General features: G+C 40.2%; 13 protein-coding genes. All 13 read right to left on the minus strand.

Annotation, left to right across the window (positions count from 1 at the left end; translation table 11 throughout):
* Positions 1-39 precede the first annotated feature (39 nt).
* The 13 genes from LKD41_RS10435 to LKD41_RS10495 all read right to left on the minus strand — a co-directional run bounded on the left by LKD41_RS10435 (position 40) and on the right by LKD41_RS10495 (position 13,001).
* Positions 40-687 (minus strand): hypothetical protein, encoded by a 648-nt coding sequence (locus LKD41_RS10435; protein ID WP_227701136.1) that lies wholly within the window; start codon positions 685-687, stop codon positions 40-42.
* A gap of 224 nt (positions 688-911) precedes the next feature.
* A complete protein-coding gene (locus LKD41_RS10440) occupies positions 912-1,985 on the minus strand; it encodes an alpha/beta hydrolase family protein (RefSeq protein ID WP_227701137.1) in 1,074 nt (357 codons plus the stop codon).
* Between the two features lie 62 nt (positions 1,986-2,047).
* Positions 2,048-2,221: a hypothetical protein gene (locus LKD41_RS10445; RefSeq protein ID WP_022244059.1), complete on the minus strand. Its 174-nt coding sequence runs from the start codon at positions 2,219-2,221 to the stop codon at positions 2,048-2,050.
* Between the two features lie 415 nt (positions 2,222-2,636).
* Positions 2,637-3,500, minus strand: a complete 864-nt coding sequence (locus LKD41_RS10450) for a C39 family peptidase (RefSeq protein WP_227701138.1) — start codon at positions 3,498-3,500, stop codon at positions 2,637-2,639.
* 130 nt (positions 3,501-3,630) lie between these two features.
* Positions 3,631-4,671, minus strand: a complete 1,041-nt coding sequence (locus LKD41_RS10455; RefSeq protein WP_118087560.1) for a zinc ribbon domain-containing protein — start codon at positions 4,669-4,671, stop codon at positions 3,631-3,633.
* A gap of 113 nt (positions 4,672-4,784) precedes the next feature.
* The gene (locus tag LKD41_RS10460; protein WP_022244056.1) at positions 4,785-5,390 is read right to left on the minus strand and encodes a hypothetical protein; all 606 of its coding nucleotides are present in this window, start codon (positions 5,388-5,390) and stop codon (positions 4,785-4,787) included.
* Positions 5,391-5,403: 13 nt separating this feature from the next.
* Entirely contained in the window at positions 5,404-6,030 is a 627-nt protein-coding gene (gene ttdB / locus LKD41_RS10465) for a L(+)-tartrate dehydratase subunit beta (RefSeq protein ID WP_022244055.1), read from the minus strand.
* A complete protein-coding gene (gene ttdA, locus LKD41_RS10470) occupies positions 6,030-6,929 on the minus strand; it encodes a L(+)-tartrate dehydratase subunit alpha (RefSeq protein WP_022244054.1) in 900 nt (299 codons plus the stop codon). Before ttdA ends, ttdB begins: the two co-directional genes overlap by 1 nt.
* A 72-nt stretch (positions 6,930-7,001) precedes the next feature.
* Positions 7,002-8,267: an SLC13 family permease gene (locus tag LKD41_RS10475; protein ID WP_022244053.1), complete on the minus strand. Its 1,266-nt coding sequence runs from the start codon at positions 8,265-8,267 to the stop codon at positions 7,002-7,004.
* A gap of 144 nt (positions 8,268-8,411) precedes the next feature.
* Positions 8,412-9,056, minus strand: a complete 645-nt coding sequence (locus LKD41_RS10480) for a GntR family transcriptional regulator (protein ID WP_022244052.1) — start codon at positions 9,054-9,056, stop codon at positions 8,412-8,414.
* Positions 9,053-9,646: a GntR family transcriptional regulator gene (locus LKD41_RS10485; protein ID WP_227701139.1), complete on the minus strand. Its 594-nt coding sequence runs from the start codon at positions 9,644-9,646 to the stop codon at positions 9,053-9,055. Before LKD41_RS10485 ends, LKD41_RS10480 begins: the two co-directional genes overlap by 4 nt.
* A 137-nt stretch (positions 9,647-9,783) precedes the next feature.
* Positions 9,784-10,521, minus strand: a complete 738-nt coding sequence (locus LKD41_RS10490) for a YdcF family protein (RefSeq protein WP_227701140.1) — start codon at positions 10,519-10,521, stop codon at positions 9,784-9,786.
* Positions 10,518-13,001 carry a YfhO family protein gene (locus LKD41_RS10495; RefSeq protein WP_227701141.1) on the minus strand — a complete coding sequence of 828 codons (2,484 nt, stop codon included), beginning with the start codon at positions 12,999-13,001 and terminating at the stop codon, positions 10,518-10,520. Before LKD41_RS10495 ends, LKD41_RS10490 begins: the two co-directional genes overlap by 4 nt.

A 13,001-nucleotide genomic window follows, 5' to 3' on the forward strand; every position in this document is an offset into this window, starting at 1 on the left:
GCTTGATAACTACAACACATATAAATAGACTCTCAGAGATTAATCAATTTTTTCCCAAAATCTATAATTTGACGGGTATTCCAAACACCACAAATCTTCTCCGTATGGAATATCCAAAGTATGGTTTTCGCTTTTGGTATAATATTGTGTTGCTTCCCGATTCCCCATTCTAACAGTAAAGAAGCCATTTTCTATGCCTGCATGTTTCATAAATTCATCAATATCATCATTAGAATAAGTCAATCCTACATATACAGGATCATCGTTCATCATATACCGCCAAAAAAGAGCATATCTCTGAGCAACTGCATCATGCTCTGCTCCCCGCATATGTTCCGAGTAGGGAACCCCAACACCCTTGTCATTTGTAAATAATGCATGCTCTTTTCCGTCTGAAGAAACATATTTGAAGTAATGATTCTGTCCGAAATCAATTATATTGTTACAAGCTTTTATTTCTAATAACTTATTTGTATCTATTTTAGGAATCTGGTCTGCTGTAAATCGAACACCTGCAACTTCATATGTTTCTCCATGTTTTCGTACCTTAGAGCTGTCATTATTGATAACCAGCAACAACAAATCAGAAATATAACTATTTTTTTCTGATGCAAACGATGAATATATCTCTGAATAAGCTACAGAATTATTACCTCTCACATATAAATCAATCATCCCATTTTGCATAGTTTGTTACCGTCTTATTGGTAACCTTAAGTTCTTTGCTGACTTCAATAGGCGTGAACTCTCTTTTGTAGTTCTTCATGAGCAGCAAGAGCAATTCTTTTTCTCTACTTTTTAGATACGAAAGGCTTCTCTCCAATTTTTCGCCGTTTGAGTTCTCCGACAATTCACAAACCTTATTTGAATACAACAGTACCATGCGAAGGAAATATTACACTATTTTTTCACTATTTTACATTATTCTTTTCACTATCTTCTTCCTGCTCCTGCCCTTCCAGAAACGCCTTTATCTTCTCACCATCCTCTGGTCGGATTTCTCCGTGGGAATTTCCATCAAAGGTGATATATTCGTAGGTCTTTCCTGCCTGCTCTAATGCTTCTGTTAATTTATCTGCCTGTGCAACGGATACTTTTTCATCTCCGGTAGCATGAATGATAAGCAGCGGTGTATTAATTTCATCCGCCCAATAGGTTGCAGAACGTTTCTCATATTCCTCCGGCATCTCTTCCGGGGAACCGCCTACCAAAGAATCGAATATGGTCTGCATATCACTTCTTTCCTCATATGACATAAAGCAATCGGAAAGGCCAGATACGACAACTGCCTTATGCACCCGTTCATCCTTACTTAACACTTCATAAGTCATCATTCCGCCTCTGGAAATACCCAGCATATTTATGGCATCCTTATCAATATAGGAAAATTGCTCACACAAATCCAAAATCCGGACCACATCATCCACATCTGCTCCGCCAAACTGGTCTTCTCCTTCACTGCTTCCACATCCCCTGTAGTTTGATGCAATGCAAATGGTATGAAGCTGATAGGCATAAAAGCAGGTCTCTATATTTTCCAATGCTCCGTAATCCTGATTTCCACCATGATTATAAATAAGACAGGAAGTCTTTTGTCCATCCAGTAAATCTTTTGGTGCACTGAAATATCCTTCAATTTTCAGTCCATCGCTATCATAATAAAACCGATAAGATACATATTCCGATAAATCGATTCCTGCCTGGCTCTCATAATCTTCCAGATCTATTTTTTCATATTCTGTAATTCCAGCCTGACGAAAGTTCTCTTCTACCAGCTCGTCTGCGTCCAAAGACTCTTTATCCGCAGGTGCAGTTTCTGTTTCCGATTCTGATTCTGATTCCATCTGTGTCTCTGTTTCCGTTTTATTTTCTGTCTCAGTCTTCGTTTTATTTTTTCTCTGATTTCCTTCCACTACAACTACAATCACTGCCAGAATAATAATTCCAAGCAGTACCACAATTCCAATAACCTTTTCCTTTTTCATAATTTTTGCTAAACCTCCCACCTTGCCGCTTCGATTTTTATCTTCCCTAACTCCTTTATCCTCTATTCTATAATCTCATACTGCATCAGTTCGTATTTTAACTTGCTTCCCTCCATAATTTCTGCCGGAAGAAGTGCTCTTGCCACAAGCTTCAAATCATCTGAAGCAATGTCTGTCCTCTTTAAATTTGCATAGTCTCCATCGATGGATACGACTTCGTAATACCATGTTTCCATGTTCTATATCTCCCTTCTTGTTAAAATATTTGTAAAGGAGTGGGAAATGTGATGCCGGTTTTCTTCCGGCATTCGTGCGATGTAATATCTGGCTTATTCTCCGAACCCGGATGCTCCATAAGAACTGCAAGAGGCACTAAGAATTTCGATTTCATTTTTATTTTCTTCTGGCAACCGGTGCAAATTCACATCCATGTTCATATGCACCTCGCTGGCACTTCCATGTGCCAGCGTTGCCGGACTCCATCCGAAATTATAAGTGCCTCTAACAGTCCTTATCAGGCATCCTCACTTCGGAGAATAAGCCAGATATTTCAACATCACTGTCGGAAGAACCACTGTCTATCTCTTTCCCACTCGCCTTTCGAATCATTTTATCAAGAATTATAGCAGATTTTCGTAAAGAATGCCACTTCTACTGATACACCCACAAATCCCGGATCTGGCTCATAAGGTCGTCTATCTTCCATGTCTTATTACTGTTCTTTTTACTGTTGGAATCATTCACTGTTATTTTTCCATCGGAATCTACTCCTGTTAATACAATAAAATGTCCTGATGTGGTAAAATCTCCCGGTCCCATAATACAGATAATCGGATGTCCCTGGGATAATTCCTGCCGGATACTGTCTTCGCTGAGACTCAGCTCCTGTGCGGATAAGCCAAGCTTTGTGGCAAGTTCCGTCATCATACTCCAGGCGGAACCGCTTCCATTCACATAGAAGCCATCCTCCTGTGCCATCTGGGCAATGGTATAAGGATTCATGGAAGTATCTCCGGTCAGTCCCACATAGACCATGGACAATGCCGTGGGACCGCATCCTGTAATTGCAAGGAAATTATCTCCATAGGTTCTATAGCCCCAACGCTCGTCCCACTGAAGAAAAAGCGGTATTTTACCATCTGTTACATCCGATGAAATATCAATCGGCTGCTCGTTGTTTCCATTTTTCTTATAATCAAGCACAAACTGTCTTGCTTCTTCATTTTTCTCGTAAAGTTGTACAAGGCTTTCCGGATACCCCTCTGCCGTAAGTGTTGCCTCTGATTTTACATTCCAGTGATTTAAGAAGCCTTGCACAAATGATGTTCTGCCCGCGGCAAAAACTACCAGCAGAATTATTGCTGCCACAAATATTCTTTTGATTCTTCGCATTCTTCTTGCTTTTTTCCGGCGCATGCTCCGCTTTCTCATTTCTTTTGCATGTTGTGTATTCCGCTGTCCGGCTGCTCCTGATTGTTGTAAATTTCGTTGTCCTGCATGTTCTGACTTCATCATAAAAAACACCCCTTTTTCATTCTTTACATTTAGTAAAGCACACGAAAAAGGAGTGTTCTTAAAGATATTCTATTTCATTTCTTAGATTATTCTTAACAGAAAAATAAATTTCTAAATGATATATTAATATTTACCAGTCGCTATCCCAGTCAGAAGAATTAGAATCCCAGCTGTCATTGGAATCCCAGTCATATCCACTGTCTGAACTGCTGTCCGAGCTGTCTGAGCCATAATGCTCTTCATAATATCTGCTGTCTTCAAAATTGGTAATGCTGTTATCCCAGTCATAGCCATTCTGATAAGTCATTTCATAATCAGAACGGTTATTTAAAATATCATCCGGTACCTCATCGCTGTCTATCTTATCATAGTCATAACCATCATACTCGAACCAGTTATTGTGGCTGTGTACATAGACCGTATTTTGGTACTGGTAATAACTTGCCTTCTTGTAATTATGTATCGGAATCAGAACGATTAAAAAGCACATCAGGAAACAAACGGCACAGGTTAAGAATTTCTTTCCGGCAAATCCCTGATATATCTTTTCAAATACCGTGCTTTTTCCCCTTAGCCCACAAACAATAAGGTCTAATATCACTGCCACCGGTGCTGCGGCAATCAGTGCAATAAAAAGTGCAGTTCCAATTCCCCGGTATAATGTATCTAACACAAAGAGTACAAAGGAACCAAAGAAGAAAAGAAAGAATGCTCCAATCCCGGCAAAGGTTCTTCCTATTACCTTTCCTGTTGACATTGGCTTTCTGTTATTTCCATAACTGCTTCTTACATTTCCAGCCCGATTATGTTCCTTCTGGTTTAAGATTTCCTCTTTTAACTTAAGATACAGTTCATTTACCGCATAGGCTTCATCCGTTCCCTGATAGCGGATTGCCCGCTCGCCGTTTGCCTTGTTCTTATAGACAATAACATTCTGTCCTTCCCGGTAAATACCAAAGGCTTTGGGCTGTGTGTAATTGATTCCGATAAAGAATCTCGTCACTTCATACGGTGGCAGATTCCGTGCCTGATACCACTGCTGCAATTCTTCAATAGTCTTTGGCGTATGGTCTGCAGTACGCTTTACTGCCTGATTGGTGGCTCCACAGTAAGGACATTTCTCATCTGTTTCCTTAATGATGGAGCCACAGTATTCACATTTAATCTCCATAGCTATATAAAACCCTTCCTGTTATTCCTTTTGTAAAAGGATATTTTCCCCTACAGATTTTATTATAGCAAATGTATTTTCTGCTGCCAATCAAATTTTAACCGCATGGACTTTTATAATGTTTTTATAACCTCTACCCTTGTAATCAGGTCATCCCGCATATTATCAATGCGGAGAGCACAATCCTTATAGTAAATACATGCTCCGATGGAAATGCTTTTTTCTTTGCTTACCAACTGCCTTGCTACCACATCCCGTAACAGACAGTTGCTCTCCTCAGGAATTTTTACACCTGCAATAAGATTGGCATGACGTACCGTCTGGCTTCCCCTGCAGATAATATGATCTGATTCATCGAAATTACAAAATAAGTACTTTCGAATTGCAAATAATCCTGCAATTGCTGCAATGCCAAGTAAAGTTTCTGTTCCATTCAGATGTTCCACAATCATCTGTCTTGAGGTTGCAAAAAGTAATACTTCAATAATAGTTCCCGGTGTATGGGTACAAAGCATTTTTACAAACTCAATTCCAATCGCAAGGGTCATCGCTGATTCCAGATAATAACTTAACTCCGGTCCCTCTCCATTCAGATGAAAAAAACTTTCACCTATGAGCTTTACTATCAACACTACAATTACTATTGTAAGAAATGCAGATAATGCCAGTTCCACATATGTTGCAACGTTCTGCATTGCTTTTCTTAAGTACATCTTCATATTTAATCAATCCTTATTTGATAAAACCGACCTGTTTGCAAATTTCCTCTGTTGCTTCATCTTTTCTCTTATTGAAGGTTACCTTCTGCTGTTCAAACCAGTTATTTCCTTCTGCATCAATAGATACAATTAATGGTCCGAATTCTTTTACCCGGCAGTTCCAGAGTGTCTCCGGCATTCCAAGGTCTCTCCATTCCGCTCTTACGATTTCTTCTACTTCTGTTGCTGCAACCACAGCATTTCCAGCCGGAAATACACAATGAATTGCGCCAAATTCTTTGCAGGCACGTTCTGTATTCTCTTTCATTCCGCCTTTTCCAATAATCACACGAACGCCGGTCTCTTTTACGAATTCATACTCAAATTTTTCCATTCGCATACTGGTTGTCGGTCCTACGGATACCATTTCAAACTTGTCATTTTCCAATGGACGGATAATTGGACCGGCATGGAAAATTGCATTATTTCTGACATCAACAGGAAGCTCTCTTCCTTCTTCTACCAGACGACGGTGTGCAACGTCACGACAGGTTGTCATGCTTCCATTTAAGTATACGATATCTCCAATCTTAATTCCTTTTAAATCTTCTGCTGAAATCGGTGTTGTCAAAATTGTTTTTCCATCTTTTCTTTCTACCATTATAATTCCACCCCCGTATGTGTTGTAATTGTATAGTTCAAATCCTTGTCAAAGATAATGTGTCCTCTTCTGTGGCTCCAGCATCCTACGTTTACTGCTACTCCAATGGTGGATGGATGACGGGCAGTATTTTCAATATTGACACCCATAACAGAATATTTGCCACCCATTCCCTGTGGTCCGAGTCCGATTTTATTAATTCCATCCTCTAACAACTGTTCCATCTTAGCTGCACGCTCATTTTCATTATGAGAGCCAATCGGACGCATAAGTGCTTTCTTGGAAAGTAATGCTGCTGTCTCTACAGATGTTGCAACACCGACACCGACTAAAAGTGGTGGGCAGGCATTTAATCCATAAGTAGTCATAACATCCATAACAAATTTGGTAACACCTTCATATCCTTCGCCCGGCATCAATACCATTGCTTTTCCCGGAAGGGTGCATCCGCCACCTGCCATATAAGTATAAATCTCGCATTTATCACTATTTGGTACAATATCCCAGAATACAGTTGGTGTTCCTTTTCCAACATTTTTTCCGGTATTGTATTCATCAAATGTCTCTACACTGTTATGTCTTAATGGAGCTTCAAAAGTTGCCTTTACTACTGCCTCTTTTAATAATACTTCCAAATCATCAATCAGTGGAAATTTCGTACCGCATTTTACCCAGAACTGTAATACTCCGGTATCCTGGCAGCTTGGGCGGTTCAATTCTACTGCAAGGCGCTGATTTTCAAACATCGTATCATAAATTGTTTTTGATAACGGACTGTCTTCCTTCTCTCTTAACTCCTTTAATTTTGCAATTACATCATCCGGTAATTTTTTTGCTATATGTGCAATAAAGTTTGCCATATAGGTGGTAAGCTGTTCTACCTGTTTTTCATTTGACATATTTCTTTCCTCCTAGAATTTTATTGTGATAACTGTCCTCATCGTCCAGTTACAATTGACTTTGCTGCTCCCTTATGGGAAAAATGGATATAATATTGGAAGTAAAATCATGCTGACTACAGTTGCTACCAGAATTAACGGTATTCCTGCTTTTGCATAATCTTTAAATGTATAACCACCTGCAGTTACAACCATCGTATTTGCCGGCATACCAATTGGTGTTGCATAAGCACAGGACCCACCAATTACGCAAGCCATCAATACTGCTCTTGGGTCTGCACCCATTCCCTGTGCAATCGATACACAGATTGGAGCCATCAGTGCCGTGGTTGCTGTATTGGACATAAAGTTTGTTAAAATACAGCACAGCATAAATACCACAAAGGTCAGAACATATGGAGAAGGATTCTCTCCCAAAACTCCAATTACATTCTTAGCAATATCCTCACCTGCTCCTGTTGTCTGCAATGCAGATGCTAGTGAAAGTGTTCCACCAAAAAGGAAGATTGTTTTTAAATCAATGGACTTTAATGCATTCTTCTCACTGATGACACCTGTCAAAATAAGTGCCAATGCTCCGATACATCCTGTGATACAAAGCTTAATTCCAATCTGCTCTTCAAATATCATGCCAAGAAGTGTCAACACTAAAATAATCAAAGATAATGCCTGTTTCCATTTCGGTACATTGGAAAAATCTTTCTGTTCATCATAGCTGCTGTCTTTCTCGCCTGATTTGTCCGGTAAAAATTTGTAGCCAATAAAGGCAAAATAGATAATTCCACAAATCAATATCGGAAGACCAACCTTGGCATATTCAAAGAAGCTAAAACTCATATCCATCTCTTCCATTACGGACTGTGCAATCAGATTTCCCGGTGCACCAATCAGGGAAAGATTTCCTCCCATGGCTGCTGCAAATACTAATGGCATCAGTAATCTTGAACGTGAATAGCCGGAACGGGCTGCAATTCCGATTACAACCGGAATCAGCACTGCTGCTGTTCCTGTGTTTGAAAGTACACCACTCATTAATCCAACGATTACCATAATGGCAATGATGAGCTGGCGTTCTGTCTTGGCAAAATGTGTTACTATACCACCAATTTTATTTGCCATTCCTGTTTCAAACAGTGCCCCACCTACGATAAACATTGCTACAAATAAAATCACATTGCTGTCAATAAATCCCGCAAATGCAGTCTTGAAATCTAACACCCCTGTTACAACAAGACCCACGCAGATTATCATAGAAGTTACCCCAAGTGGGATTTTCTCCCACACGAACATTACAATGGCAAACAATAAAAATAATAATGTTATTGTTGCTGGACTCATACCTTCCTGCCCCCTTTTACTTTGGATTTGATATTTGATAATGTATCCAATTTCTAATTAAACAATATAACAAAATGCCGAAGCAGTCAACACTTTTTGACAACTTCGGCACATTCTATAATTTTATGCTTTCATTTTTGTACATTACTGATAATAGGTGAGCATATCATCCCGGCTTCGCATAATATGGCGGTACATTTCCTCTCTGGCAAGAACTCCATCTCTCGCCTCAATTGCCTGCATAATCCGTCCATGCTCCTCTATGGAAATCTTTGCATACTCCTGCTCTGTCACCATATTGCCCATTGACAGTCCATTCCATAATTCTCCTATCATATTTGCCATTTTATGATTACCGGCAGCCTCCCAGATTTCACTGTGAAATGCCCGGTTTAAGCTGGCATAATTACTGTAATCTCCCTGCTCCAATGAGATTTTAGCTTCTTCATAGATTTCTTTAATTCCACTGATATCAACAGTTTCTGCTGAGGCAAGCTCTGCACAGGCACTTTCTAAAATTGCTCTGAGTTCATAATGTTCTCTGATATATGTATCTGTAATTCCTAATACAATAGCACCTTTATTTGGACGCAGCTTAATCAATCCGTCTCTTGCTAAAATCTGAAAAGCCTCTCGCACAGGTGTAATTGACACATTTAATTGTTCTGCCACACTCTCTAAAGAAAGGCTTTCTCCCTCTTTCATCTTTCTTGACAAAATTGCCTTCCGCAGTTCTGCAGCCACCTTCTCTTTTGCAGAAGGAATTTTAATTGGTTTTAATCCATTCATGATTGAAATTCTCTTTCTCTTCTTACACTCTCTGTCAACAGTCCATAATATGCTTCCAGCTCCTGTTCCACCTTTCCGGTATCACCTTTTCCATATGCCTTCCGTACAGTCTCCAGCTTCTGTATTCTCTTCTTCCTCTTTGCAACATTTTTCCCATCTTCAGTTTCATTTACTGCATACCGTATAAAACAGTCAGCTGCTGTTTCTAATAGTTTTCGGAAAAACTCATTGGAAATACAGGTATATATAAATGTATGAAAGTCTTCCTCTTCTTCAACAGCCATTTCCCATTCCGTTTCATCCTCCGCCATATCCAGGATTGCCCGCTGCTGCACCCTGCAAATCAGTTCAAAGATTTCATCCATCACTTTCTCCGAAAAGTCTGCAACCACCACATGTCTTGTTTCCAGTCTCCGAACCAGTCCCTGATTCTCTAAAATCTGCAATGCCTCACGAATAGGAATTCTTGAAAATCCTAAAGTTTCCGCCAGTTCTTCCTGTCTTAACGGCTCCCCCGCTTCCATTCTTCCGGATAATATTTCATTCTGGATTGCTTCTGCTATATAATCACATGTCCGCTTATTCTTCATGTACTTTTTCCTCATTTTCCAAAAGCTGGCAACTCTTTCAGATAGCCGGCAGCAAAAAATTCCAAAAACTGTCTACACATAATAATGTATCCAATTTTTTGGGATTTGTAAATATCTTATTTTCGTAAATATTCTCATTACAGCAAAAATTTTATCTCTGCCAAAAATTCCCGCAGCATATTATTTGGAAGATAAACCGGTGTAGACTTTGCTGCTATTCCACAGACATTGTCCAGTCCGTATTTTCGTGCAATCTGCTTTGCCCGGAACAGATGAAAATCATTGGTGATAATTCCAACGGATGCCCCATCTTTTATCAATGCCTTGCTGTACTCCATATTCTGCTCTGTATTTAAGGACTTATCCTCTAAGAGAATCCGGGACGCATCAATCCCCTGTTCTTTTAAATACTGTGCCATTCCTTCGGCTTCGGAATATGGTTCATTTGCACCCTGTCCGCCGGATACGATACAGATTGTCTTTGGATTATCCTCTAAATATTCCACTGCCTCATCCAGCCGGTATTTTAACGCAGCACTTGGTCCGCTTTCCCTCACCTGTGCCCCCAGCACAATAATATAGTCAAGTCCCGCTTCGCCTTTTTCATGCATCTGACTTATGATGCAGCCTTCTACGATGAAAAATGCTGTAAATCCCACTGCAACGACAGTAATACAGATTCCCTTAACCAGCCGGGGAACTTTCTTCCAGAAAGATTTCCAGATAGAATACCCAAACAGGAAGAAAAGTACCGCCAGCCCAATCCACACAAGAAAAAATGATGTTCCGGAACCCGTTGCCAGTACCATCCCCGAATAAACAACACAAAGTACCGCCAGTACCGTAAATATCAGAAATGTTATTTTTTTCTTCATGCCCTCTCTCCTCGTTTTCTCACAACAACCGGTATCCAGGTAATGCAAAGGAATAAGAACAATGCTCCACCGGAAAGCAATGCTCCCAGTTTCAGATTCGGTGTTGTATATTTTAATATAATATCATGGCTGCCTTCTTTTAATGGAATGCTGATAAACGCATCGCAGAAATGCTCATAATCCACTTCTTCCCCATCCACAAAGACATGCCAGCCTTCATCATCCGGCACGGACAGCAAAAGAGTTCCGGCTTTTTTTACGTTGATGCTGCCTTCGATTCTGCTGTCACTGTAGGATTTTAACTCCATGGTCTGCTGGGATAATGTATGATATGCTGCCTGAAATGCTGCATCATTTAACCGGTAGCCCTGCACCAGTATCTGGTCCGTATCGGCAGAAGTCAGCGTAATATCTTCCCCAGCCTCACAATATCCCAAATCCAGTAAATAGACATGGTCACATTTAGAAAATGTCCGCGTGCGGTTTCCAGTGGTTGCGGTAATGGTTTTGGCATCCTTCATCGTATAATAACCATAATAATAGCCGGTTTCCGTTACCTGAATCACGGTTTTGCCATCATGTAATTCTGCATCCACCGGCTCTAAAAGATTCTCCGTTGCACCAAGGGCATAGGCGAGTTCATTCTGTGCCATTATCGGTGTTCCAAGGGTAAAATCCCACTTTTCCGTCAAATCACTATCTACCATAAAACCAAGTGGCAGTGTATAAGTATTTTCATATAAGTATATGCCATTCTGTTCTGATATCAGACTTCGATACGGACTTTCCTCTTCTGCACTGTCCGTCAGGATATATTTTACCGAAAGCAGCGAGGAAGTAAGCATCGTTGCACCATTATAGCAGTAATAATTCTTACCGCCTTCCATTCCCATCTCCCGGTAGAAATCTGCCACATCTTTATTTATAAGAGAAGAAAAAATAGATGCGGATGCATAGTTTGAAAGTGCCGACTCATTCTTCGTCATCCGGTTAAACTTATCCATACGGAAGAAACCGTCATCCTCTGCTCCTGCTGTCTCCGCCAGTGTTTTATAATCCTCTAAATGCTGGGTATACAGCGTCCGGCTGGTAGTAGAAATACTGGTCGTGTCAAGATTTACGCCTGCCTCGGCACATACCAGAATCACCGCAAATATCGATACGATAGTCCGCATCGTCTTATCCTTCCGCCGATAGAATAACAGCAGAAGTGCATAACCTAAAATCAAAAGTCCTGTTAAAAGCATCTGCTCCGGTGTCACCTGCTCTAAATCTGTAAACCGGAAACATAAAACCAATACCAGCTCCGCTAACAGGAATGCAAATAGGATTTTAAAAATGCTATTGCCTCTTTCTTCCCGCACTGCTTCATAACCTAAGGTCAGCAGTAAAAATGCAAATAAAAAGGTCTGTCTTGCCGGAAGTCCATCCGGAAAATGAAAGCCATGCCAGATAAAATCCAGTTTATTATTTGCAAAGCTCACAAAGAAAAATGCCACCAGTAAGAGTCTTGGAATCTTTGTGCCAATTCGGATCCTGCGATTTAAAAGATAAAGGAATAATAATAATAAAATTGCCGCTCCGCAGTAAAGATTCGGCATATGTCCTACCGTAGAAGACGGCTCGACACCAATGCAGAACCTTGCTGCTTCATCCAGCAGGCCAAAATACCACTCCATTTTTTCCGGAAAAGAGATTCCACCGGAACCACTTCCGCTTAATGCCACAATCTCCGGCAGAATCAGTATTGCTCCCATACCGCCTGCCAGGATAGAGCCGGTCGCAAATTTAAGAATTGCTTTTCCTATTCCGCTTTTCTGATCTAATATCAGAATCACAAAATAAAGCACCAGATAGATGCAGACCATAATGGAAATATAGTAGTTTGAAAGAATCGAAACCGCCAGTGTTACCACATAAAGCGTCATCTTCTTTCCTTCTACCAATCTTTCCAGACCCAGCAAAATAAGCGGCAATAACACTACCGTATCCAGCCACATAATATCCCAGTTATAAGCACACATAAACCCGGATAACGCATAGAATACCGCAAATAAAGCAATGCGATATCCATTATCTTTATAATGCCGGTTTAAGTAAAATGCAAAAGTAAGTCCGCTAAGTCCAATCTTAATTAGAATCAATACCGTCATAAATTCGATTACCAGATTAGACGGACATAATAATAACAGCCAGTTAAAAGGACTGGAAAGATAATATGCCATCAGGGATACAAAATCTGTACCAAGCCCCAGATTCCATGTATATAATAACCCGCTTCCGCTCTTTAACTTATTCATGAATTCTGTAAAAAACGGTGCATACTGGTGATACATATCAATATGCAGAAAACACTGATTGCCAAAAGGATAAATCTCATGGCCGATACAGACTCCCAGTGCAAGAAAAAACGGAATGCAAAAAGCCAGTATTAACGGCATCTTCTTATTGTTTTTGATTCGAAGTAATCTTTCCTTCAT

Origin of the sequence: Roseburia sp. CLA-AA-H209 (assembly GCF_020687575.1) — a bacterium.
Taxonomy (GTDB): Bacteria; Bacillota; Clostridia; order Lachnospirales; family Lachnospiraceae; genus Roseburia_C; species Roseburia_C amylophila.